This is a genomic window from Priestia sp. 10L35, assembly GCF_056395685.1.
This window is the reverse complement of sequence record NZ_JBFTKA010000004.1, coordinates 169,800-193,295: the sequence shown is the minus strand read 5'-3', so window position 1 is coordinate 193,295 and position 23,496 is coordinate 169,800. Positions and strand designations below refer to the sequence as shown.

Sequence of the window (23,496 nt, the reverse complement as noted above, 5' to 3'; positions counted from 1 at the left end):
TAATCACCATCCTAAAAGCAAAGTAAGTAATATAACGAGCTAAACAATTTATCCTAATCTTTTTGTATATTAAACATAAATTTCATTTATTCTCCATAAACTTGGTTGAATTTGTTATAATGGTAGAAAGTGTAAGGTTTATTCATGAGTTTGACTCTGCAGATATGTAAAAGGTACCGTACAGAAAACTATTTTACTTGCACAAATATCTTTTAACAAGTGACAGGGACATGCATTTAGCTCATGACAAAAAAAATCCATATTTTTTTCATGAATTCTTCACAAAGTAACGGCAAAATATGGTTTAATAAACATGAGAAATAGATATTTCTCTACTATTTTACCGTTTACATGTGAAGCTTTTAAGTAGCTTTGGTGAGAGGAATATGACTTCTTTGTGAACAAAGAGGAGATTTTTGTAAAAATATGTTGAAAACGCCTTCATTTATAGACTCTTTATTTACTAGATAGATAAAAGTCTGTGGATGAGTAAAGGAGGAAGCGCCATGGAAGATTCAAAAATGGTGGAAGATTCAACGCTTTCTGCATCGCCTAACACAGCTCATGTAAGCGAAAATAGTTCCGTTTGGTCAGATTTTTTAGCTACGATTAAAATTGGAATAGTCAACTCGAATTTCATCACCACCTTTACTGGTTTTTGGCTAGCTCTTTTCTTCAACGAACAACACTTCTTAGAAAACCTGGATAAAGCATTTTTTACTTTAATAGGTTCTTCACTTATCATCGCCGGTTCATGCAGTTTGAACAATTACATAGATCGTGACATTGACCCTCTAATGGAACGAACAAAGGGACGACCTACAGTGACAGGGAGTTTTACACCTTTGACGGTCCTTGGGATTGGAATCGGTTTTACGTTAACCGGCTTGCTTATGCTACTAGTTGTTTCTTCAGTAGCCGCTCTCATTGGATTAGCAGGAATACTTACATATGTAGTTCTTTACACCATGTGGTCCAAAAGACTATACACAATTAATACAGTAATCGGAAGTATATCAGGAGCTGTCCCGCCTTTAATTGGATGGGCCGCTATCGATCCCAATTTACATGTAGTGGCTTGGGTATTATTTTTAATCATGTTTATTTGGCAGCCCCCTCATTTTCTAGCTCTTGCTATGCGAAGATGTGAAGAATACCGGGCAGCGGGAATCCCTATGTTGCCTGTTGTACACGGGTTTGAGCTGACAAAACGACAGATTCTCATTTGGATTGCTTGTTTGTTGCCATTACCTCTTTATTTATACCAATTAGGCACTCCATTTCTAATTTTGGCCACTGTTTTAAACATAGGATGGCTATTTTTAGGATTTGCTCAATACAATAAACAAGAAGACACAAAGTGGGCTAGCATGATGTTTGTCTACTCACTAAACTATTTAACTATTTTATTTGTCTCAATGATTGTCGCAACGCTTTTTGCCTAGATAAAATCTTTCACTGAATGCGACACTGCACAAGGGGGATTTCTTCTACATGTAGAATTCATTATAGAAGGAATAAGTTTTATGCTCAAGAGGGCATAGATGAAATCACGTCAATGAAAGAGAGGTTGGGGAATGGTATGAAAAAATGGCGATTGAACTTTCGTGTTTTGTCGTTATTTACGCTGCTTGCATTCGTGTTATCGGCCTGTGGAAAACCGTTTTTGTCGACACTTAAGCCTGCAGGTGAGGTAGCTGAAGAACAATATTCGCTTATGCTGCTTAGTACAGCCATCATGGTTTTAGTTATTATTGTTGTCACCATTATCTTTATATTTGTTATTCTGCGCTTTCGTCGTCGTAAAGGCGAAGAAAATGTGATTCCAAAGCAAGTAGAGGGAAGCAGAAAGTTAGAAATTATATGGACAGTGATTCCTATCTTGCTGCTGATTATTTTGACTGTTCCAACGGTTATCTCAACATTTAAGCTAGCGGATGTAAAAGGAATGAAGGACAAAGATGCTGTCGTAGTAAATGTGCGCGCTAACTTGTACTGGTGGGAATTTGAGTATCCTAATCAAAAAATTATTACATCGCAAGATCTAGTTGTTCCAACGGATAAAAAAGTCTACTTTAACATTAAAGCTTCTGACGTCAAGCACTCATTCTGGATTCCTTCAGTTGGAGGAAAGCTCGATGCTAACACAGAAAATGATAATAAATTCTGGCTAGTGTTTGATTCTAAGAAATCGAAGGAAGCTAACGGGGTTTTCTACGGAAAATGTGCTGAGCTTTGCGGTCCATCTCATTCTCTTATGGACTTTAAAGTACGGGCTGTATCAAGCGATGAATTTGATACGTGGGCAAAAGATTTGAAAAAGGCAAAGCCTGATGTAGAAACAGCATCCGCAAAAGCTGGTCAAGAGGTCTTTAATGAAAGCTGTATCGGATGTCATGCTGTTGACGTCAAAGACAATCGTCCAGAGCAAGCTCGTCAAGCACCAAACTTAGCCGGTTTTTCTGAACGTGAGCGTGTAGCTGGGGTGCTTCCTCACAACAAGGAAAATATCAAAAAATGGTTAAAAGACCCTGAAAAAGTTAAGCCGGGTAATAAGATGAGTGGTACATATCCTGACTTAACAGATGAACAAGTGAATGAGCTAGCAGACTATTTAATGAGTTTAAAAGAAAAATAAACGTCCAGTCGTTTTTAAAAGGGGAGGTTTAGCGATGAGTACACTCAGTCAAAAGAAGGGTGTAGGTGGAACAATTTGGGACTTTATGACAACCGTTGACCATAAGAAAATCGCCATTCTTTATTTAATCGCCGGCGGTATCTTTTTTCTAGTCGGAGGAGTGGAAGCGCTATTTATACGTATTCAGCTGGCTATACCAAGCAATGACTTTGTTAGTGCAGGAACGTATAATGAAATTTTAACAATGCATGGAACAACAATGATTTTCTTAGCCGCAATGCCGCTTCTTTTTGCCATGATGAATGCAGTTGTTCCGCTGCAAATTGGAGCTCGAGATGTAGCATTTCCATTTTTAAATTTGTTAGGTTTTTGGTTGTTTGCCTTTGGGGGACTCTTTTTAAATCTAAGCTGGTTTTTAGGAGGAGCACCTGATGCAGGGTGGACATCATATGCTTCGCTGTCTATTGCATCACCTGGTCACGGAATTGATTTTTATGCGATAGGTTTGCAGATTTCCGGAGCCGGGACATTGATTTCAGGTATCAACTTTCTCGTGACAATCATTAACATGAGGGCGCCAGGTATGACTTATATGCGTATGCCGCTGTTTACGTGGACGACGTTTGTTGCATCAGCTCTTATTTTGTTTGCGTTTCCAGCGCTAACGGTTGGATTGTTCTTAATGATTTTTGATCGCTTATTCGGGGGAAACTTTTTTGACGCCACAATGGGTGGGAACACCATTATCTGGGAACATCTTTTCTGGATATTCGGTCATCCGGAAGTATATATTTTAATTCTTCCAGCGTTTGGTGTTTTCTCTGAAATTTTACCTACTTTTTCAAGAAAGAGATTATTCGGGTACTCGTCGATGGTTTTTGCTACCGTATTAATCGGATTTTTAGGGTTCATGGTGTGGGCTCACCACATGTTTACAACCGGACTTGGTCCAATTGCAAATGCCATTTTTGCTGTCGCTACGATGGCTATCGCTGTTCCAACTGGAATTAAAATTTTTAACTGGCTGTTTACGCTTTGGGGAGGAAGTATTGAGTTTACGTCTCCAATGCTGTATGCTGTCGCTTTTATTCCATCATTTGTTATCGGTGGAGTAACAGGAGTTATGGCAGCTGTAGCACCTGCAGATTATCAATTTCAAGATTCTTATTTTATCGTTGCTCACTTCCATTACGTTATCGTAGGCGGTGTCGTATATGCTATATTAGCAGGTGTCACATACTGGTGGCCAAAAATGTTTGGGAAGATGTTAGATGAAAAGTTAAGCAAAGCAACGTTCTGGCTCTTTTTGATTGGTTTTCACTTAACGTTCTTTATCCAGCATTTCTTAGGCCTAATGGGGATGCCTCGCCGCGTATGGACGTTCTTGCCTAATCAAGGTCTCGACCTTGGGAATGCAATCAGTTCATCAGGAGCTGCTTTCATGGCGGTTGCTACGCTCATTTTACTGGTTAATATTATAAAAACAACTGCCAAAGGACAAAGGGTAGGAGGAGACCCTTGGGGAGACGGACGCACATTAGAATGGGCTATTTCATCTCCGCCTCCAGAGTATAACTTTAAACAAACGCCGCTTGTACGCGGGTTAGATGCATATTGGATTGAAAAAATGGCAGGAAATAAAGAAATGACGCCAGCCGAACCTCTTGGTGATATTCATATGCCAAACTCGTCGTTTATTCCATTTATGATATCGCTTGGAATGTTTATTGCAGGGATTGGCTTTTTGTATCGAAATGATCATGCGTGGGGAGATATTGTAGGGATTATCGGAATGATCGTCATGTTTTTATCGATGTTCTTCCGTTCATGGATTGATGATCACGGCTTTCATATTCACAAAGAAGACTTAGTTGATGATGACAAGGAGGCGAAGATGTAATGGAGACTGAACAAAAGCTAACTGCTGAAACTTTCCCTGCTTCGCCTGAAAAAGCAACGCTTGAAGGGAAAAATAAATTTACTGGCTTTTGGCTCTTTTTAGGCGGAGAGACGGTTTTGTTTGCTTCACTTTTTGCTACTTATTTAGCTTTACGTAATTCAACGATGTCAGGACCTAAGCCAGAAGAATTGTTTGATATTAAGCTTGTTTTTGCAGCCACCATGATTTTATTAACAAGTTCACTAACAAGCGTATATGCTATGTATCATATGAAAAATTTTGAATTTAAAAAGATGCAGCTATGGTTAGGCGTTACGTGGCTTTTAGGTTTAGCGTTTTTAGGGCTAGAAATTTATGAGTTCAGGCATTATGTTCATGAAGGGCATACGTTTACAAGCAGCGCATTCGGTTCTTCTTTCTACGCGCTGGTTGGGACCCACGGAGCTCACGTAACGTTCGGATTGCTTTGGATTGGTTCTTTGATGATTCGAAATGCAAAGCGGGGGTTAAACTTATATAACGCTCCTAAATATTATGTCGCAAGTTTATACTGGCACTTTATCGATGTTGTGTGGGTCTTTATTTTCACGGTTGTATATTTAATGGGAATGGTGGGATAAGCTGATGACGACAAATCAATCAAACTCAGATAACCCAAGGCTCAATTTAGATTATCGTAAAAAAAGAAACGCAGAAGATATGAAGATGCAAGTTATCTCTTTTGGGATGATGTTGTTTCTAACGCTAATTGCTTTTTTTGCGGTTTATCAAGAGTTTAGCGGATGGTACATTATGCCGGTGATTGTGCTCTTGGCCGTTGTTCAAGTCATCTTTCAACTTTATTATTTCATGCATATGAACCACAAAGGACATACCATACCAGCATTTTTCTTGTATTCAGGCGTATTGGTAGCTCTTTTAACCATTTTAGCTTTTGTAACCATTATTTGGTGGTAAAGAAAAGGGCTGGCATGCGCCAGTCCTTTTCATCATCTGTAGAAGGAGGAATAGATGTTGATTAACAATTTGCAGATGTTTGGTTTTGAAGCACTTTGGAGTCCTTACTATTTTTTAACCATTTGTCTGGTGACCGTCTTATATTTTTTCATCGTTGGTAGATGGAGAGGGAATTTTATAGGAGCGGTGGCCGTAAACAGAAAAACAAAAGCGTATTTTGTTATCAGCATGGTTCTTTTATATATATGTAAAGGAGGACCTGTAGATTTACTAGGGCATTTTATGTTTAGTGCTCATATGACGCAAATGGCAATCGTTTACTTGGTGATTCCTCCGCTTTTTATTTTAGGAATTCCGGCGTGGTTAGCTCGTTCCGTTATTTATGTAAGAGGGGTTAAACCTATTTTTAAATTCTTTACACAGCCCTTAATTGCGCTACTGTTATTCAATGGGTTATTCTCTTTGTATCATATTCCGCTGCTTTTTGATTTTATTAAAACGGATATGATGCTCCACGGAATCGTGAGTGTTGTATTATTTATCGCTGCATTTTGCATGTGGTGGCCACTCGTTAATCAGCTAGAAGAAGAACAGACGCTAAGTTCTTTAAAAAAGCTTGGATACATTTTTGCAGATGGCGTACTCCTTACTCCAGCGTGCGCGCTGATTATTTTTGCAAATCATTCTTTATATGCGACGTATACAGACTCAAGCGCTTGGGTACAAGCTCTTTCCCTTTGTGTACCGCCTTCTATGATTGCAAGTTTAGGGCAGCTTGCTCCCGAGATGTTTAATACGCTGCCGCCTGTGGAAGATCAGCAGCTAGGCGGCGTTATTATGAAGATCATTCAAGAAATTGTGTATGGAACGGTTTTAGGCTTTATTTTTTTTCAGTGGGCTCGAAAAGAACGAGAGAAAGATACGTACATGCCCGATTTTACTGAGCCTCAAGATATAAAACCAAAGGAATTTCCGTCTACTCCTCCTTTGAATTAAAAAAAGCGCAGTGTGATTACTGCGCTTTTTCCAATTCTATAGCTGAACGGTTTCAAGCTGTGATTTGATTTGTGTTAATATCTTTTCACACTGTTCTACAAGGGATGGCGGAAAGTATTCGCCGTCACCATATTCTACACCGTGAGGATAATAATGTTTGCCTAGTAGAGGTGTCATAAGATGAATAACAGCATGCCTGCCCCCTACGTCGCCTGAAATAGCATGTCCTTGCACTCGCAAATAGAAGGTATCTCGCTGAAACTCGAATTTTCGATCGTACGTGACGCGTTCATAATCCCATTGTCCGGCGCGGACCAGACCAAATTGATGCATAATCTCATCTAATAAATCTAAATCAACCTTTAATGAATCAAATTTTGCATATTCAAATTTCATATGAACTCCCTCCCAAAACAGATATACCTCAACTAAATCATAAGCCGAATGGATAAAACTTGCAATATCTAATAAGGAAAAATGTAAACGTTATCTATTTTTATTTAAACGTTTTAAATACGAAAGTTTACTAAAAAGTTGGTCACACTATAAAACGAACACATGATGTAAAGGAGGATAAAACAATGAAAACTGTACAAGAGGTAATGACAGCTGATACGGAAACATGCACCACGCTTGATAACGTATATGAAGTAGCAGTGAAAATGAAGGAATGGAATGTAGGAGCAATTCCAATTGTCGATAGAGATCAGCTAGTAGGAATGATTACAGATCGAGACTTAGTTATCAAAGGCATTGCAGAAAAGAAGCCAAATTCAAGTAAAGTAACGGATGTTATGAGTGAAGAGCTTATAACTATTACAGCGGAAGCCTCTGTAGAAGAAGCTTCTAAGCTTATGGCTCAACATCAAATCCGTCGTCTTCCCGTTGTGGAAAATCAAAAGCTAGTAGGGATTGTATCGCTAGGTGATTTATCAACGTTTCGCTATGCAAATGAACGTGCAGGAGAAGCGCTCTCAGACATTTCACAACAAACGCATTAAAAAGCGAAAGCCAACTGTTTGCAGTATATTCGTAAATAGTTGGCTTTTTCTTTTGTTTCCTTCATACCGATAGCTATTTTTTTTTGAATGCATGTATAATAGAGATAAAAATAAGTTAAACAGGTAAAGAAAACAGGTGTAAGGAGAGGAAGAAAAGCTGAAAAAAGTTATTTTTATTCTCGTATTAATAGTGGCATTTGTATACGCGGAGGATTATTTACCTCAGCTAGAAAAATATCTAACGGGTCAAAATATTGAGCAAAACCAAACGGATTCCAAAAGTCAGCCCACACAAGAAGTGGCTTCTTATGAAAAACAAAGTGAAAATATGATGAGGCTCATTGGAGATCATTCAGAACAGTTAATTGGAATGCTTGGAGAGCCGGATCGTATTGATTCTTCTGCATATGGCTATGACTGGTGGATTTACAAAAAGAATCGTCAAACGTATGCGCAGGTAGGAGTAGAAAATAATCAAGTCGTATCTGTATACGTCATTGGCTCAAAAACAAATACAGATCCTTTTGAGATTGGTGAGAAGCGAGAGGAAGTAGAAAAAAGAGTTTCACTTTCATCCGAACTCACGCTTCAAAAAGACGGAAATGAATACCGATTTCGCCTGAGTGAAGAGGATATGAAAATGCGTCCCATTATTAAATATGGAGATGTATACGTCCAACTATATTTTGATCAGTTCCTTAATACAATCTCAAGTATTCGAATTATGGACATGGAGACGCTATTAAAACAGCGTCCGTACGAAATTGTTTATCGCGGCGAACTTCCCACAGCTCCGTCATTGACACCGGAGGAGTGGAAAAGTGTCCAAGAAGGAGAAGAGCAGCAAATTATCGATATTACAAATGTAATTCGAGACCGGTTTCAGCTGTCACCTTTAGCTTGGGACGAAGCCACTGCCGGAGTAGCTTATTTACACAGCAAAGAAATGAGCGACTTAAACTATTTCTCTCACGTTTCACCAGCACAAGGTGATTTAGGCAACCGTCTGCAAAAAGGTGATGTAGTATACCGTATCGCGGGCGAAAATATTGCCTCGAATTATCAGGATGGAATCGCTGCGGTTGAAGGGTGGCTTAATAGTGAGGGACATCGTAAGGCTTTACTCAATAAAGAGTTTACGCGTCTTGGTGTAGGTGTATATGAGAAATATTACACGCAAAACTTTATCACTCCGATGAATGAATAGTAAGATTAAAACTTCCTTTTGAAAATAGGTCTACTCTTGTCCTCTTTCTCATAAGTTTTAGTAGAGGTTAGAGGAGGGACGAGAATGAAAGGAAGAATAGTAGGAATATTGCTCGTACTTTTCTTTGCATATACTACTACTGTACATGCAGCTGAAGGGCAGTGGGAAAAGCTTGATAACTTATCTGATCAAACGCTATCGCTTGTAGAGCAAAAGGAGTATAAAGCAGCCCAACATTTGTTCAGAAACTTTTCGAATGAATTTACCAGTCTCAATACAGCTTCTTTGGGCGTATCGGCCGAAGATATACGTATTTTAACTCTTTGTTATGAACAGGTAGAAAGGTCTCTTTTATCTTCTGATTCCAGTGATGAAGAACGTCTTCAAAAAGCTACTCAATTTCGATTGTTAGTCGATGCGCTGCACAGCAAGCATCAGCCTATGTGGACTGAGCTCGAAGGCAGTATGCTAGCAACATTTAAAGACATGCGAAATGAAGCGGTAAAAGGAGAACAATCGGCTTATGAAGCGCAGCTTAAGCAATTTTTGAAGGAATATGATATGATCTTACCGAGCGCGCAGGTAGACGTGTCGTCTCCCTACGTACAGCGTGTGAGCGCGGACGTTCACTTTTTACAAACTGAAGGAACGCTAAGTGAGATTAACGATGAGCAGTTTAACCAAATGGAACAAAACTTAAAAGATTTTTTTGAACAAGTAAAAGAAAATCGTACAGACCCGTCTTTTATTTGGGTTACAATTACCACCGGAAGTATTATTATTGCTACACTTTTTTATGTAGGAGCGCGAAAATATTTTGCTGACCAGAAAAGAAAGTCAGCTAGAGGGCGTAATGATTGACGTAAAAGCGCAGAATTGTCTAAAATAAAAGAGTAGTCAAACACATAATGAAAGGTGTGGGTAAATGAGCTTTTTGATTTATTTTCTCATTATTATCCTTGTGCCAATTTGGGCACAGTTTAAGGTGAGAAGTGCTTACAAAAAATATTCACAAGTAAGCAACTCATCAGGAATGACAGGCGCAGAAGTGGCAAGAAAAATTTTGGATGAAAACGGGTTGTACAACGTTCACGTAGAGCCTGTAGGCGGATTTTTATCGGATCACTACGATCCTCGTTCAAAAGTAATTCGTTTATCAGAAGACAACTATTACGGAACGTCTGTCGCGGGCGCTGCCGTTGCGGCTCACGAAGTGGGCCACGCGATTCAAGACAAAGAAAACTATTCGTTTTTACGTCTTCGCCATTCCCTTGTGCCGGTGGCAAGCCTTGGATCAAACGCTTCTTGGATTCTAATTATGATTGGAATTATTGCGTCGATTAAGCCGTTGCTATTGTTAGGTATTATTTTCATGGCAGCAGCGGTCGTATTCCAAGTTGTAACACTGCCTGTTGAATTTAATGCTTCAAGCCGAGCGATGACGCAAATAGTCTCAGTCGGAGCGATTCGAAATGACGAAGAGCGCGAGACGCGTAAAGTGCTTAACGCAGCGGCTTTAACATACGTAGCAGCTGCAGCAGTAGCAGTTCTTGAGTTGGTTCGTTTAATCATGATTTATACAGGAATGAATAACGACGACTAAAAAAAATACCGCTAATGCGGTATTTTTTTTATCTTTCAAGCGGTTTTTTATTTTCATCAAGGGTAAATCCTTCGCCTAAGACATCATGAACATCCGTAACTGCAACGAATGCGTGTGGATCTACAGAAGTAATAACTTGCTTTAAACGGAAAATTTCATTTTTACTAACCACACAGTATAGCACGTTGGTATCTTGCTTAGAAAAAGAACCTTGTCCTTTTAAAATCGTCACGCCTCGATCCATTTCTTTCATAATTTTATCCGATATGGCTTCGTTATGATTTGAAATGATCGTTGCTCCTTTTGCGGCATACGCGCCGTCTTGCATAAAGTCAATAACCCGTGCAGCGACAAAGACTGCAACAAGTGTGTACATAGCTTCTCGGTAAGATAAATAAATGAGAGACGCACTAATCACAATAAAGTCAAAAAGAAACATCGTTTTCCCCATATTCCACCCGATATATTTTTGAACAACACGTGCGATGATATCGACTCCTCCTGTTGTTCCTCCAAACCTGAAAATAATGCCAAGACCCACTCCAATAAAAACACCGGCAAAAAGAGCTGCTAGAGTCATATCATGACGCAGGGGCATATTCACTGGGAAGCGCTGGAATATCCATAAAAATAGCGATAAGCTAACGACTCCGAGCATGGTATAAATAAATGCTGTTCTCCCTAATAGTTTCCACCCTACAAAAAACAAAGGAATATTTAACACTAAGTTAGAATAAGAGGGATCAATGTTAAATAAGAAAAATAAAAGCAGGGTAATGCCTGTGAATCCACCTTCAGCTAAATTGTTTTGCATGTTAAAATTAACAAGTCCAAACGCAAATATGGCAGCACCAAGCAGTATAAAAATAATATTTTTTAATCTGAGACCTTTCATACTTACAAACCTCCTATGACCGTTTTTGCACTACCTTATCATAAAGGAATATATTTCATTTCGTAAATAACTATCGAAAAGATTTTTGAAAATAGTAAAAAGTGATGATGTTTCTTCTAGTGCTATGTATTAGTAGTATCCTCAATTCGTAAAATATAGACAGATTTTTGAGAATTAAGGGAAACGTGAGGAATATTGTGAAAGAGCATCTGATAAAGGCTTGGTAAGAAGAAGTAATTACACTAAATAATTTGAAGTAAAGATGTTATAATAGTAAGCTGAGTGTACTTCTAAAAGAGGTGAAATAAAAAGATGTCAAAAAAAACGATGGAGCAAATGCAGCAAGAAGTTGATGCATATATTAGCCAATTTAAAGAAGGATATTTTAGTCCTCTTGCTATGCTTGCGCGCATGTCGGAAGAAGTGGGCGAATTATCGCGCGAAATTAATCACTATTATGGTGAAAAGCCGAAGAAAACGACTGAAGCAGAACGTACGGTCGAAGAAGAAATGGGCGACATTTTATTTGTATTAATTTGCTTTGCAAATTCATTAAATATCGATTTACAAGAAGCGCATGATCGCGTTATGAATAAATTTAATACGCGTGACAAAGATCGCTGGACGAAAAAAGAAGACTAAGGAGAGAAAAAGAATGGACAAAATTCGAATTGTACTTGCAGGACCAAGAGGTCGTATGGGAAAAGAAGCTGTATTATTAATAGAAGAAACAGAGCATTTTGAATTAGTAGCAGCGGTAGATCGTATCAATGAAGGAAAATACATAAGTGATATTGAAGGAATGCCAAATGTACAAGCACCAATCTACACGGATATTGAGAAATGTTTTCAAGACGTTAAGGCAGATGTTTTAGTTGACTTGACAACACCTGAAATTGGGCGCGTTCATACTAAAACAGCCCTAACATATGGAGTAAGACCTGTTGTAGGAACAACTGGCTTTTCAGAAGAAGATTTAAAAGAATTAAAGCAGCTTGCTGAAGAGAAGGAACTTGGCTGTATCATTGCACCTAATTTTGCGATTGGCGCTATTTTAATGATGAAGTTTTCACAAATGGCAGCTAAATACTTTGATGATGTTGAAATTATTGAAATGCATCACGATCAAAAGTTAGATGCACCATCAGGAACAGGCTTAAAAACAGCGGAGCTTATCAGTGAAGTTCGTGAAGCAAAAAAACAGGGTCATCCTGAGGAAAAAGAATTGCTAGAAGGGGCGCGCGGTGCAGATTATGAAGGAATCCGCCTACATAGCGTACGCCTGCCAGGGCTGATTGCTCACCAAGAAGTGATGTTCGGAGGATTTGGACAAACATTAAAAATCCGTCATGATTCATACAACCGTGCTTCTTTTATGTCAGGTGTGAAGCTAGCTGTTGATACAGTTATGAACGTAGACACACTTGTATATGGATTAGAAAATATTATTGACTAAGGAGCGAGAAAAATGAAAATCGCCTTAATTGCACATGATAAAAAGAAAAATGATATGGTCCAATTCACAACAGCCTATCAAGCGATTTTACAGGAACATTCGCTGTTCGCAACAGGAACAACAGGCACGCGTATTTCAGAAGCAACAGGTTTGAAGGTTCACCGCTTTCAGTCAGGACCGCTTGGAGGAGATCAGGAGATAGGAGCTTTAATTGCTCAAAATGAAATGGATATGGTTATTTTTTTCCGCGATCCGTTAACAGCTCAGCCTCATGAACCTGATATTTCAGCTCTGATGCGCCTATGTGACGTCTATGCGGTTCCTCTTGCAACGAATATGGGAACAGCAGAGATTTTAATTCATGGACTTGAACGAGGCGATTTGCATTGGCGTTCAATTATAAAAAAATAGGGTGAAGATAATGAAAGAAACAATAGATATCCTTGCCTTTGGTGCTCATGCCGATGATGTAGAAATCGGCATGGGTGGAACCATTGCAAGAATGAGTGAACAAGATTTGAAGGTAGTTATTTGCGATTTGACGCAAGCTGAACTTTCTTCAAATGGAACGGTTGAAATTCGAAAACAAGAAGCGGCCAAAGCTGCTGATGTCTTAGGTGTTCATGAGCGAATTCATCTGCATTTGCCAGACAGAGGTTTGGTTTTAAAGGCAGAGTATATAGCTGAAATAGCATCAGTCATTCGCACGTATCAACCAAGGATTATATTTGCTCCTTACTTTGAAGATCGTCATCCTGATCATGGAAATTGTGCAAAGCTTGTAGAAGAGGCCATGTTTTCCGCTGGCGTTAAAAATTATATCGATTATAAAAAGCAAAAAGCTCATCGTGCTGAGTCTCTTTATTTCTATATGATAAATGGATTTCATAAGCCAGATTTTATCGTAGATGTATCAAGCACGTTTCAAAAGAAAGTAGCTAGTCTAGAGGCTTATGAAAGTCAATTTATAAAAACAGCAGATACGTTTGATACGCCGCTGGTAAACGGATATATTGAAACCGTAGAGAGCAGAGAGCGATTATTTGGCAAAGAAGTCGGGGTAGCATACGGTGAAGGTTTTTTATCTAAAAAACCGATTTTGATGTACGACGATTTAGTAGGTGGAAAATAAATGAAGTTAAAAATTGGTATTACATGTTATGCTTCCGTTGGAGGTTCAGGAGTGGTAGCAACGGAGCTAGGGAAGCTGCTGGCTGAAAAAGGGCACGAAATTCATTTTATTTCCTCTAGCATGCCTTTTAGATTGACGAAAGTATATCCAAATATTTATTTTCACGAAGTAGATGTAAATCAGTACTCCGTCTTTAAATACCCTCCGTATGATTTGGCTTTATCCAGTAAAATGGCTGAAGTGGCTAAAAGAGAAAAGCTTGACATTATTCATACGCACTATGCAATCCCCCATGCCGTTTGCGGGATTTTAGCTAAACAAATGGTGGAGCACGAAGTGAAAATTGTGACGACTCTTCATGGGACAGACATTACGGTTCTAGGAGAGGATCCATCGTTAAAAGATTTAATTAAATTTGGAATTGAGAAATCAGATGCAGTGACGGCTGTATCTCAGTCACTTGTTGATCAAACTCACCATTTGATTAGTCCAGATAAAGAAATTGAAACGATGTATAATTTTATTGATGAACGAGTTTATCATAAAAAAGAAGTGCAGTATTTAAAAGCGGAGTATGGCATATTAGAAAATGAAAAAGTCGTTATTCATATTTCAAACTTTCGTCAAGTCAAAAGAGTTACAGATATAGTCAAAACATTTGCTATTATTAATAAAAAGCTTCAGTCTAAGCTGCTCCTTGTAGGAGACGGCCCTGAAATGACGGTAGTGTCTCAATTAGTAAGAGAGCTAAATCTTCAAGATTCTGTGTTATTTCTTGGGAAACAAGAAAATGTAGCAGAACTATATTCGATTAGCGATTTAAAACTGTTATTATCTGAAAAAGAAAGCTTTGGGCTTGTGCTTTTAGAAGCTATGGCCTGTGGTGTTCCATGCATCGGAACAAATACAGGCGGAATTCCCGAAGTAATTGAACACGAAAAAACAGGATATATTTGCGAAGTGGGAGACGTCGAAGAGGCAGCGAGCAAAGCAATTCAGCTACTTCAAAATGAACAGCTGCATCACCAAATGAGGGAAGCGTCTCTAAGCGCAGTTAATCATAAATTTCATTCAACAGAGATTGTGAGTCAATATGAAAAACTTTATTATAAATTGTTACAGGGTTGAAGAATGGAGGAAGTTATGAAAGAACCGTTCATTCATCCGCTTTATATTATTGAAAAACTGGAGACAGCCGGTTACGAAGCGTATTTTGTTGGAGGAGCGGTCAGGGATCTCATTTTAAATCGCACGATTGGAGATATTGATATCGCTACGTCGGCTAGGCCTGAACAAGTGATGGAACTCTTTCCTAAGACGATTCATGTAGGAATCGAGCATGGTACGGTTGTCGTTGTCCATGAGAACGAGACCTATGAGGTAACCACTTTTCGCTCTGAGGGAGAATATGATGATTTTCGTCGGCCCTCGTCCGTTACGTTTATTTCGTCTCTGATAGAAGATTTGCAGCGTCGCGATTTTACAATCAATGCAATGGCTATGAATGCAAAAGGAGAAATCATTGATCCATTTAATGGAAGAGAAGATTTGCGAAATCAGCTGATTCGCACTGTCGGAAATGCTAAAGAACGCTTTCATGAAGATGCTCTTCGTATGATGAGAGCCGTTCGCTTTGTCAGTCAGCTGGCGTTTTCGCTGTCTGATCAAACTAAAAGAGCCATTCAGCAATACGGTGAACTGCTGAGGCATGTTTCTATTGAACGCATTACAGTTGAATTCGAAAAAATGCTGAGCGGAAAGCGTCCGTCTTTAGCATTAGCACTTGTAGCAGATACGGAGTTGTATCGCTACTTGCCCCAATTGAATGTAGATCCGCAAAAATTCCGGTCTGTTTGTGCACACGATTGGATGATGCTTCAGCGAGTATCGGAGTCATGGACACTTCTGGTACATCTACTCGATATTCAAGACAAGCAGGCATTTTTTAAAAGCTGGAAATTATCTAATAAGCAAATTAAAGATATTCAGCTTCAGTCTATTGGCCTTCGAGACGTTTTGGAAAATGGATGGTCAAAACGCATCATGTATACAATTGGAGAGCAGGCCAGCGTAAGCGTGAATCGTATTTTACAACTTCTTCGAAGCAATGAGCATATGAATGAACATGAGCTTCTTTACATCTATAGCGAGCTGCCTATTCATTCTTTAAAAGATTTAGATATAAATGGTCAAGATCTTTTAGTGTGGACAGGTAAAAAGGGTGGTCCATGGGTGTCTCAACTGTTAAAAGAAATTGAGGAGAAAGTTCTATACAATGAGTTAATGAACACGAAATCTTCAATAAGAAAGTGGGTGCAGTCTTGCAGTCAGATATAAGAAGAACGCTGCTTGAAATGTTTACGAACGCAGATGGGGACTATGTCTCCGGCCAAAAGATCAGCGATTTATTAGGCTGTTCAAGAACAGCTGTATGGAAGCATATCGAAGAGCTGCGAAAAGACGGCTATGAACTTGAAGCTGTTCGTAAAAAAGGCTATCGCATTGTAGGGAAGCCGAACAAAGTAAGCAGCAACGAGCTTTTATTAGGGCTCCAAACAACAAAAATCGGTCAGTATATTCATTATGAGGAAAGCGTGCATTCTACTCAGAAAATTGCTCATCGAATTGCTCAAGAAGGAGCAAAAGAAGGAACGGTCGTAGTTGCTGAAGAGCAAACGGCAGGGAGAGGAAGACTTGATAGAGCTTGGTATTCCCCAAAATATACTGGTGCCTGGATGAGTATTATACTGCGTCCTTCTATCCCTCCGCAGCAGGCTCCTCAGCTGACTCTACTATCAGCAGTGGCTGTTGTACAGGCCATTCAAGAAGTGACGAGCCTTTCTCCAGACATTAAATGGCCTAATGACGTTTTATTAAATGGGAAGAAGCTAGTTGGGATTTTAACAGAAATGCAGGCTGATTTTGACCGGATTCACTCAGTCATCATTGGAATCGGCATCAATGTGAATCAGCAGGAAACGGATTTTAATGAACAAATCAAACACATTGCCACATCTTTACGTATTGAAAAAGGTGAAGAAATTAATCGTGCGGCTTTGATGCAAGCGTTCTTCTTAAAGTTAGAAACCCTTTACGAAGAATACTTAAAAAATGGCTTTGGTTTAATTAAAGTTCTTTGGGAAACGTATGCGATCAGTATTGGCAAGCGAATTATAGCACGCACGATGACAGCCAACATTGAAGGCTTTGCAAAAGGTATAACAGATGAAGGCGTTCTATTAATTGAAGATGATGAAGGAGTTATACACCGAATTCATTCTGCAGATATTGAGCTCTCTGCTAAAAAATAGTAGAAAAATAAAGAAATTTTTATTATAATACGAGTATCAAGGTAGTATCGCAAGAACTTCACTTGATACTCGTTTTTTTATTTTAAATACGACAATAAATCTGCCTTGATCCATTAAGGACTAGGACAGAGGGATGACGCGTAGGTAAGCACATTAGGTAAAGTGTGCTTTTTATAGATGAAGTCTGTCAAAGTCCTTCTTCCTTTTATAGGTAGAAGGACTTTTTGTGTGCAGACGTGCGCTCATCTCCTCTGAGAAGGAGGAGAAAGTTAGTGAAAACAAAATTAGATTTTTTACGTATGAAACAGCACAATGAACCAATTGTGATGCTGACTGCCTACGATTATCCGTCAGCTAAGTACGCTGAGGAAGCAGGCGTAGACATGATTTTAGTAGGCGATTCTCTAGGAATGGTCGTTTTAGGATATGACTCTACGATTCCTGTAACGGTAGATGATATGATTCATCATACAAAAGCGGTTAAAAGAGGAGCTGCTGATACATTTATCGTCACCGACATGCCATTTATGTCCTATCACGTGTCGAAAGAAGACACGATGAAAAATGCTGCTCGTATTATGCAGGAAAGCGGAGCTCATGCTTTAAAAGTAGAAGGTGCAAAGGATGTTCTTTATACAATTTCAGAATTGACGCAAGCTGGTATTCCGGTTGTGGCACATCTCGGGTTAACTCCTCAGTCTGTCGGTGTCCTGGGCGGTTATAAAGTGCAGGGAAAAGAAGCAAAAGAAGCTAAACAGCTAATCCAAGACGCGATCAAGTGTGAGCAGGCGGGAGCTATTGCTGTTGTATTAGAATGTGTTCCTAAACAAGTAGCAAAACAAGTAGCTGAACGCTTGAGCATTCCAACAATCGGAATTGGAGCAGGAGCTGATACGGATGGTCAAGTACTTGTATACCACGATGTATTAACGTACGGAGTAGAGCGTGTGCCAAAATTCGTTCAGTCATTTGCGAAAATAAATGAGCCTATTTTACAGGGGCTTTCTCAGTATGTAAGTGAAGTGAAAAAAAGAGAGTTTCCGAAAGAAGCACATACTTTTTCAATGAAAGAAGAGCAGTTAACGGCACTGTACGGAGGAAAATAAGATGAAAGTCATTACAACAATTAAAGACATGCAGCAGGAGATGAAAAAAGAAAAGCAGCTTGGACGTTCAATTGGATTTGTCCCGACGATGGGCTATTTGCATGAAGGCCATGCTACTTTACTTGGAGCAGCCCGCACAGAAAATGAAGTAGTGGCGCTAAGTATTTTTGTGAACCCGACTCAATTTGGGCCAAATGAAGATTTTGATACGTATCCAAGAGATTTTGAGCGCGATGAGCGCGTGGCAAAAGAAGCTAACGTCGACTATTTATTTTATCCTTCAGTAGAGGAAATGTATAAGTCAAGCCATTCAGTTGCTATAACCGTGACAGATCGTGTAGACGTATTGTGTGGACAGAAGCGTCCCGGCCATTTTGACGGAGTAGCCACGGTACTAACAAAGCTTTTTCACATTGTAACACCAGATCGTGCATACTTTGGTAAAAAAGATGCACAGCAAGTTGCTGTAGTAGATAGCTTAATTGAAGACTTTAATTTCCCAGTGGAGCTTAGACCAGTAGATACGGTGAGAGAAGCAGATGGCTTAGCTAAAAGTTCTCGTAACGTATATTTAACAGAAAAAGAAAGAGAAGAGGCACCTGTTTTATTTAAGAGTTTACAAAGCGCTCTGCAGCTGCTTGAAAGCGGAGAGAAGCACGTAGAAATTATTAAACAGACCATTCGAAAAGAAATTGAGCAATATACGAGCGGTAAAGTGGATTATATCGAGGTTTATACGTATCCAAAGCTAAAACCGATTAAACAAGCCGCTGGCAAAATCATTATTGCTTTAGCTGTTCAATTCTCTAAAGCACGTTTGATTGATAATGTAATTGTAGACGTACAGGGGGATAACTAAATGTTTCGCACGATGATGAACGCTAAAATACACAGAGCTCATGTAACTGAAGCCAACTTAAATTATGTTGGCAGTATCACCATTGATGAAGATATCATCGACGCAGTAGGAATAGCAGCAAACGAAAAAGTCCAAATTGTAAACAATAATAACGGAGCCCGCTTGGAAACTTACGTGATTCCCGGCGAACGCGGGAGCGGCGTAGTTTGTTTAAATGGAGCTGCTGCAAGACTTGTGCAGCCTGGAGATATTATCATTATTATCTCTTATGCGCTCGTGGCAAATGAAGAAGTAGCCCACCATCATCCAACCGTAGCGATTATGAATGAGCAGAATAAAATCCAACAATTGCTTAAACAAGAACCAGCTGGTACAATTCTATAAGAACAGTCCCCCTTTATGAGGGGGATTTTTATTTGAATACATACGCTAGTAAGTGAACGGTATAAACCTCTATACACACTAAAGTAAAACTCTATGTATGAAAGCCTCTCTGTTTTTACGAGAAGGAGTTGCGCTTTTAAAGCATATAGAGCAGGCTTTCACTTTATACTATAAAAAGACAGACTTGCGAGGTGTTGACCGTGAATAAACGCTTTGTTGTGGTAGATCTTGAAACGACGGGACATTCTCCAAAACAAGGAGATAAAATGATTCAATTTGCTGCTGTCATAGTAGAAGACGGCAATATTGTTGAACGTTTTTCTAGTTTTTTAAATCCTGGTATGGATATTCCGCCTTTTATTACACAACTAACTAACATTCAAAATGATATGGTGAAAGATGCGCCTTTATTTGAAGAAATTTCACCTAAAATTATAGAATTGCTAGATGATGCTTATTTTGTTGCGCATAATGTGGCATTTGATTTAACTTTTTTACAAGAAGAACTCTATCAGTGCGGAGAGGAGACGCTTTATAATTCAACCGTAGATACCGTCGAACTGGCCCGGATTCTGCTGCCTACAGTTGATGGGTACAAACTTAGCCAATTAGCTGAGTATTTACATATTGAACATGAAAACCCTCATCAAGCAGATAGTGATGCAGAAGTAACGGCACGTATTTTACTGTTACTAATTGAAAAATTAAAGAAGCTACCTCTAACAACCTTAAAGCAGCTGTATGCGCTAAGCTTGCACTTTAAAAGTGAAATTGGAGAACTGATTCAACAAGTTATAGATGATAAAAGCTATGCCGAGGATGATTCTTATGAATTTATACATGGCATTGCGCTAAACAAATATCAGCCGCATTCAGCTAATGAAAAGCAGCACTCTCATACTTACGAAATATTTGAAACTGAAAAGCAAAAGCTGTTCCATCAGGCTCTGCCATTGTTTGAAGAACGAAAAGGGCAGTGGGAGATGATGAACTTTGTACAAGAGTGCTTTGCAGGTAATGAGCATGCTTTAATTGAAGCCGGGACCGGTATTGGTAAAACCTACGCTTATTTAGTTCCTGCCGTGTTTTATGCTTCTGTTCATCACCGCCCAGTTATTATCTCAACTAACACGGTAACGCTTCAGCAGCAAATCATCGAAAAAGATGTGCCCATTCTAGAAAAGATTGTTCCGTTTCCTGTTACGGCAGCTGTTTTAAAAGGAAGAGAACACTACATTAGTATAAGAAAATTTATTCAGCTCTTAAAAGAGCGCAATAATAATTACGATGCAATTCTTACAAAAGCGAAGCTGCTTATTTGGCTGACGGAAACGGAAACGGGCGATAGCGATGAAATCAACCTGCCTTCTGGCGGCAAACTTTTTTGGGAACAGCTAAATGAAAGCAATCCGTCTCCAAGTGACTTTAAGCATCCTTGGAAACTTTATTCTTTTTATGAACGAGCGCAGAACAGAGCGCAAAATGCCCATATAGTAGTGACAAATCATCGCTTGCTGTTGATGGATGTGATGAGTAATCATGAGCTGCTGCCTGAGTATGAACAGATTATTATTGACGAGGCTCATCACTTAGAAGACATTGCTGGAGAAGAGCTGGGGGAGCGCTTAGATTATTTTGCGGTTCATGCGCTATTAAACCGAATCGGAACCATCCAAGACAAAGGGCTGTTAAAAAAAATTCATCATACGTTTGTAAAGTATAGCATCGAGCTTAACACTGAATTTCTTCAAAACCTGTTTGTGCAGCTCCATTCTGAGTGCGATGACTTATTTCGTTTGATTCATTCTTTTGTCCAAAAAAGAATCGGCAATCAGCAGGGCGAGATTGGAAGAAGCAGCTATCGATATAAAGTGGAAAAAGAGCATGGGCATTACTGGACGGCTATTCAAGAAGCAGCGTCGCGCATTCGTTTTTTAATTCACGATCTTTTTACATGGAATGATGGGGCAAGACATTCCTTTGACGAACTATATGACAAAGTCACAAAAAATGAACAGTCGTCTCTTCATGAATTTCAAACGGCTGTTAAAGGATTTGAACACATATCTCAGCAAATAGAAAAGCTTTTGTTCAAACAGCAGAGTCATCACGTAACGTGGTTTGAGATTGAACCAAAAGGAGCAGCGAATGCTACGTATATCTATAGTCAGCCTACTTCCATTGCCGATACGCTGGCTGATGAATTTTTCGCCAAGAAACAAAGCGTTATTTTAACATCGGCTACATTGACGGTGAATGGAACATTTGATTATTTAATTCAAGAGCTAGGGTTATATGACTTTCAGCCTGCTCAACTCATTCTCCCTTCTGAGTTTGATTATGAGAAGCAAGCTAGAGTCTATATTCCTCAAGATATGCCTGCTGTTAACGAAGTATCATTATATGAGTATAGCGCTATGATGGCAGAAAGTATTCTTGACGTAGCTAAAGTAACAAATGGTCGTATGCTGGTGCTTTTTACTTCATATGACATGCTGAAAGCTACGTATGGTTATTTAAAAGAGTTAAACGATCTTGAAGAGTTTGTACTGCTCGGTCAAGGAGTCACAACTAGAAATCGTAATAGACTGCTAAAGGACTTCAGCCAGTTTGAGCATTCCATTCTATTAGGTACAAACAGCCTTTGGGAAGGAATTGATCTGCCAGGAGATTTATTATCATGTCTCGTAATTGTCAGACTTCCTTTTTCATCTCCAAATCAACCTTTGCTGACAGCTAAATTTGAGCAGATGAAAAAAGAAGGAAAAAGTCCTTTTATGAATTATTCACTTCCTCAGGCCGTTATCCGTTTTAAACAAGGATTTGGACGGTTGATTCGTTCGAAAAGTGACCGAGGAGCTATATTTATTTTTGATAATCGTATTACGCGAACAGCATATGGGTACCATTTCCTTCACTCACTTCCAAAAGTCCAGGTTGTTCAAAAAACGTTTTCGAATATCTTACTGGACTACAAAGAATGGTGGAATGAAAAGACTTGAGCATACGCTTAAGTCTTTTTTTATGCATACTGTTTCTTCACTTGAGAGACGATAGTAATATACTATGATAAGCAAATGAGGACATTGTATGATTAAAATATTAATAAGCGCCGTACTGTTTTTTAGTTTTATGAACTGCTCGGTTTCAGCAGCCGTCATTAAAAACGTAGATTTTGGTTTACAAGCTGATGAAGTAGTGATTACCTTTTTACCTCTTTCAGCTGGAGAAGCGAGTCTGATTCAAGACGGAAGCGGTGAGACTATTTTGATAAATACCGGGAATGCATCTTCCTATCCCGAGCTGAAGAAGTGGTTGAAGCGATATAAAGTGAAAAAAATCAACCAATTAGTGATTACGAAACAGCAAAAGTACTATGATTCAAATGTTCAGCGAGCTGTGAATGATTATCATATAGAGCGTATTATTGTCCCCGCTCAGTACCAGGCGGAATTTCAAACAGAGAAGTGGAAAGAAAATGATTTATTTCAGTTAACAAATAATATACACGTTGATGTCTTGCATGCATCGAAGCAAAAAATAGCGGCTATGGATCTATTATTTACGATCGGAGAACATCGGATTCTATATGCAATGAGCAGCTCAGATGAAGTAGAAGAAAAGTTTTTACGTATTCCTCTTACCCATGTAGATGTATTGAAAATTCCTGATTTTGGAGAGGGAACGTTTTTTTCGAATGCATTTTTGAAGCAATTAGATACACAGCTTGCCGTTTCTTTTACGAAACCAGGCCGTTCCTATTCCCCTCGACTGCTTTCAAATTTAACAGCTGAATGGATTGAATTATATGACGTAAGAGAGGGGAGCGCTTACTCTATTAAAATGTCGCTAAAATCCTATGATGTGATGAAATTTTCTGCAAAATAAACAAATTTCCTTTTGCAAAAAGAGGTAAATTCCTTATAATATTATATATGTTTACTTATTTATTCGGTTTTTACGCAAAACGTACAGACGGGATTGATGAGTGAAAAAGATGACGATGGTTTTTGATACCTGTTATAATACGAATATCGTCATTTTTGCGTCG

The 23,496-nt window shown here is 39.0% G+C and carries 24 protein-coding genes; 22 read left to right on the top strand and 2 right to left on the bottom strand.

Annotated features, from left to right (window positions below; genetic code table 11):
• The first annotated feature begins 506 nt into the window (after window positions 1–506).
• From cyoE to ctaG, 6 genes are all read left to right on the top strand, one after another.
• Entirely contained in the window at window positions 507–1,445 is a 939-nt protein-coding gene (gene cyoE, locus AC1DEF_RS16590; protein WP_043979525.1) for a heme o synthase, read from the top strand.
• Window positions 1,446–1,582: 137 nt separating this feature from the next.
• Window positions 1,583–2,638, top strand: coding sequence for a cytochrome c oxidase subunit II (gene coxB, locus AC1DEF_RS16585; RefSeq protein ID WP_016763448.1), 1,056 nt, complete (start codon window positions 1,583–1,585; stop codon window positions 2,636–2,638).
• A gap of 34 nt (window positions 2,639–2,672) precedes the next feature.
• Window positions 2,673–4,538 carry a cytochrome c oxidase subunit I gene (gene ctaD / locus AC1DEF_RS16580; RefSeq protein ID WP_097823984.1) on the top strand — a complete coding sequence of 622 codons (1,866 nt, stop codon included), beginning with the start codon at window positions 2,673–2,675 and terminating at the stop codon, window positions 4,536–4,538.
• Window positions 4,538–5,158 carry a cytochrome c oxidase subunit III gene (ctaE, locus tag AC1DEF_RS16575; RefSeq protein WP_013056081.1) on the top strand — a complete coding sequence of 207 codons (621 nt, stop codon included), beginning with the start codon at window positions 4,538–4,540 and terminating at the stop codon, window positions 5,156–5,158. Before ctaD ends, ctaE begins: the two co-directional genes overlap by 1 nt.
• A gap of 4 nt (window positions 5,159–5,162) precedes the next feature.
• Window positions 5,163–5,495: a cytochrome c oxidase subunit IVB gene (gene ctaF, locus AC1DEF_RS16570; RefSeq protein ID WP_013082313.1), complete on the top strand. Its 333-nt coding sequence runs from the start codon at window positions 5,163–5,165 to the stop codon at window positions 5,493–5,495.
• Between the two features lie 57 nt (window positions 5,496–5,552).
• Entirely contained in the window at window positions 5,553–6,491 is a 939-nt protein-coding gene (gene ctaG, locus AC1DEF_RS16565) for a cytochrome c oxidase assembly factor CtaG (RefSeq protein WP_097824379.1), read from the top strand.
• Between the two features lie 36 nt (window positions 6,492–6,527).
• Here ctaG and AC1DEF_RS16560 read toward each other — a convergent pair whose 3' ends face one another.
• Window positions 6,528–6,887, bottom strand: a complete 360-nt coding sequence (locus tag AC1DEF_RS16560; protein WP_013056084.1) for a YugN family protein — start codon at window positions 6,885–6,887, stop codon at window positions 6,528–6,530.
• Between the two features lie 185 nt (window positions 6,888–7,072).
• Here AC1DEF_RS16560 and AC1DEF_RS16555 point away from each other — a divergent pair, with 185 nt between their 5' ends.
• From AC1DEF_RS16555 to AC1DEF_RS16540, 4 genes are all read left to right on the top strand, one after another.
• Complete coding sequence (locus AC1DEF_RS16555) at window positions 7,073–7,492, top strand: CBS domain-containing protein (RefSeq protein ID WP_013056085.1); 420 nt, start codon at window positions 7,073–7,075, stop codon at window positions 7,490–7,492.
• A 190-nt stretch (window positions 7,493–7,682) separates the two neighbouring features.
• Window positions 7,683–8,699 carry a CAP domain-containing protein gene (locus AC1DEF_RS16550; RefSeq protein ID WP_097823983.1) on the top strand — a complete coding sequence of 339 codons (1,017 nt, stop codon included), beginning with the start codon at window positions 7,683–7,685 and terminating at the stop codon, window positions 8,697–8,699.
• An 84-nt stretch (window positions 8,700–8,783) separates the two neighbouring features.
• Window positions 8,784–9,560: a sporulation protein YpjB gene (locus tag AC1DEF_RS16545; RefSeq protein WP_097823982.1), complete on the top strand. Its 777-nt coding sequence runs from the start codon at window positions 8,784–8,786 to the stop codon at window positions 9,558–9,560.
• Window positions 9,561–9,624: 64 nt separating this feature from the next.
• Window positions 9,625–10,302, top strand: a complete 678-nt coding sequence (locus tag AC1DEF_RS16540; RefSeq protein WP_013056088.1) for a zinc metallopeptidase — start codon at window positions 9,625–9,627, stop codon at window positions 10,300–10,302.
• A 28-nt stretch (window positions 10,303–10,330) separates the two neighbouring features.
• On the opposite strand, the gene AC1DEF_RS16535 is transcribed toward AC1DEF_RS16540, so the two are convergent.
• Window positions 10,331–11,197: a YitT family protein gene (locus AC1DEF_RS16535; protein WP_013082317.1), complete on the bottom strand. Its 867-nt coding sequence runs from the start codon at window positions 11,195–11,197 to the stop codon at window positions 10,331–10,333.
• Between the two features lie 312 nt (window positions 11,198–11,509).
• Between AC1DEF_RS16535 and AC1DEF_RS16530 the strand changes: the two genes are divergently transcribed.
• The 12 genes from AC1DEF_RS16530 to AC1DEF_RS16475 all read left to right on the top strand — a co-directional run bounded on the left by AC1DEF_RS16530 (window position 11,510) and on the right by AC1DEF_RS16475 (window position 23,333).
• Complete coding sequence (locus AC1DEF_RS16530) at window positions 11,510–11,839, top strand: nucleotide pyrophosphohydrolase (RefSeq protein WP_013056090.1); 330 nt, start codon at window positions 11,510–11,512, stop codon at window positions 11,837–11,839.
• Window positions 11,840–11,852: 13 nt separating this feature from the next.
• Window positions 11,853–12,653 carry a 4-hydroxy-tetrahydrodipicolinate reductase gene (gene dapB / locus AC1DEF_RS16525; protein WP_013056091.1) on the top strand — a complete coding sequence of 267 codons (801 nt, stop codon included), beginning with the start codon at window positions 11,853–11,855 and terminating at the stop codon, window positions 12,651–12,653.
• Between the two features lie 12 nt (window positions 12,654–12,665).
• Window positions 12,666–13,064, top strand: a complete 399-nt coding sequence (gene mgsA / locus AC1DEF_RS16520) for a methylglyoxal synthase (RefSeq protein ID WP_013056092.1) — start codon at window positions 12,666–12,668, stop codon at window positions 13,062–13,064.
• 10 nt (window positions 13,065–13,074) lie between these two features.
• The gene (gene bshB1 / locus AC1DEF_RS16515; protein ID WP_097823981.1) at window positions 13,075–13,785 is read left to right on the top strand and encodes a bacillithiol biosynthesis deacetylase BshB1; all 711 of its coding nucleotides are present in this window, start codon (window positions 13,075–13,077) and stop codon (window positions 13,783–13,785) included.
• On the top strand, window positions 13,786–14,913 hold the full coding sequence (gene bshA / locus AC1DEF_RS16510; RefSeq protein ID WP_097823980.1) for an N-acetyl-alpha-D-glucosaminyl L-malate synthase BshA: 1,128 nt from the start codon (window positions 13,786–13,788) through the stop codon (window positions 14,911–14,913).
• 15 nt (window positions 14,914–14,928) lie between these two features.
• Window positions 14,929–16,122: a CCA tRNA nucleotidyltransferase gene (locus AC1DEF_RS16505; protein WP_028407961.1), complete on the top strand. Its 1,194-nt coding sequence runs from the start codon at window positions 14,929–14,931 to the stop codon at window positions 16,120–16,122.
• On the top strand, window positions 16,107–17,096 hold the full coding sequence (locus AC1DEF_RS16500) for a biotin--[acetyl-CoA-carboxylase] ligase (RefSeq protein ID WP_080974241.1): 990 nt from the start codon (window positions 16,107–16,109) through the stop codon (window positions 17,094–17,096). The genes AC1DEF_RS16505 and AC1DEF_RS16500 overlap by 16 nt, the downstream gene beginning before the upstream one ends.
• A gap of 272 nt (window positions 17,097–17,368) precedes the next feature.
• A complete protein-coding gene (gene panB / locus AC1DEF_RS16495; RefSeq protein WP_043979506.1) occupies window positions 17,369–18,202 on the top strand; it encodes a 3-methyl-2-oxobutanoate hydroxymethyltransferase in 834 nt (277 codons plus the stop codon).
• Window position 18,203: 1 nt separating this feature from the next.
• Window positions 18,204–19,061, top strand: coding sequence for a pantoate--beta-alanine ligase (gene panC / locus AC1DEF_RS16490; RefSeq protein WP_097823979.1), 858 nt, complete (start codon window positions 18,204–18,206; stop codon window positions 19,059–19,061).
• Window positions 19,062–19,445, top strand: coding sequence for an aspartate 1-decarboxylase (gene panD / locus AC1DEF_RS16485; RefSeq protein WP_013056099.1), 384 nt, complete (start codon window positions 19,062–19,064; stop codon window positions 19,443–19,445). It abuts the gene before it with no gap.
• A gap of 200 nt (window positions 19,446–19,645) precedes the next feature.
• Entirely contained in the window at window positions 19,646–22,447 is a 2,802-nt protein-coding gene (gene dinG, locus AC1DEF_RS16480; protein ID WP_230184587.1) for an ATP-dependent DNA helicase DinG, read from the top strand.
• 88 nt (window positions 22,448–22,535) lie between these two features.
• Window positions 22,536–23,333 (top strand): ComEC/Rec2 family competence protein, encoded by a 798-nt coding sequence (locus AC1DEF_RS16475; RefSeq protein ID WP_057241804.1) that lies wholly within the window; start codon window positions 22,536–22,538, stop codon window positions 23,331–23,333.
• The last annotated feature ends 163 nt before the right edge of the window (window positions 23,334–23,496 follow it).

Bases quoted from the DNA above. Each gene is read 5' to 3' on its own strand.
- cyoE (WP_043979525.1), top strand. From the start codon at position 507: ATGGAAGATTCAAAAATGGTGGAAGATTCAACGCTTTCTGCATCGCCT.
- coxB (WP_016763448.1), top strand. From the start codon at position 1,583: ATGAAAAAATGGCGATTGAACTTTCGTGTTTTGTCGTTATTTACGCTG.
- ctaD (WP_097823984.1), top strand. From the start codon at position 2,673: ATGAGTACACTCAGTCAAAAGAAGGGTGTAGGTGGAACAATTTGGGAC.
- ctaE (WP_013056081.1), top strand. From the start codon at position 4,538: ATGGAGACTGAACAAAAGCTAACTGCTGAAACTTTCCCTGCTTCGCCT.
- ctaF (WP_013082313.1), top strand. From the start codon at position 5,163: ATGACGACAAATCAATCAAACTCAGATAACCCAAGGCTCAATTTAGAT.
- AC1DEF_RS16560 (WP_013056084.1), bottom strand. From the start codon at position 6,887: ATGAAATTTGAATATGCAAAATTTGATTCATTAAAGGTTGATTTAGAT.
- AC1DEF_RS16555 (WP_013056085.1), top strand. From the start codon at position 7,073: ATGAAAACTGTACAAGAGGTAATGACAGCTGATACGGAAACATGCACC.
- AC1DEF_RS16545 (WP_097823982.1), top strand. From the start codon at position 8,784: ATGAAAGGAAGAATAGTAGGAATATTGCTCGTACTTTTCTTTGCATAT.
- AC1DEF_RS16540 (WP_013056088.1), top strand. From the start codon at position 9,625: ATGAGCTTTTTGATTTATTTTCTCATTATTATCCTTGTGCCAATTTGG.
- AC1DEF_RS16535 (WP_013082317.1), bottom strand. From the start codon at position 11,197: ATGAAAGGTCTCAGATTAAAAAATATTATTTTTATACTGCTTGGTGCT.
- AC1DEF_RS16530 (WP_013056090.1), top strand. From the start codon at position 11,510: ATGTCAAAAAAAACGATGGAGCAAATGCAGCAAGAAGTTGATGCATAT.
- dapB (WP_013056091.1), top strand. From the start codon at position 11,853: ATGGACAAAATTCGAATTGTACTTGCAGGACCAAGAGGTCGTATGGGA.
- mgsA (WP_013056092.1), top strand. From the start codon at position 12,666: ATGAAAATCGCCTTAATTGCACATGATAAAAAGAAAAATGATATGGTC.
- bshB1 (WP_097823981.1), top strand. From the start codon at position 13,075: ATGAAAGAAACAATAGATATCCTTGCCTTTGGTGCTCATGCCGATGAT.
- bshA (WP_097823980.1), top strand. From the start codon at position 13,786: ATGAAGTTAAAAATTGGTATTACATGTTATGCTTCCGTTGGAGGTTCA.
- AC1DEF_RS16505 (WP_028407961.1), top strand. From the start codon at position 14,929: ATGAAAGAACCGTTCATTCATCCGCTTTATATTATTGAAAAACTGGAG.
- panC (WP_097823979.1), top strand. From the start codon at position 18,204: ATGAAAGTCATTACAACAATTAAAGACATGCAGCAGGAGATGAAAAAA.
- panD (WP_013056099.1), top strand. From the start codon at position 19,062: ATGTTTCGCACGATGATGAACGCTAAAATACACAGAGCTCATGTAACT.
- AC1DEF_RS16475 (WP_057241804.1), top strand. From the start codon at position 22,536: ATGATTAAAATATTAATAAGCGCCGTACTGTTTTTTAGTTTTATGAAC.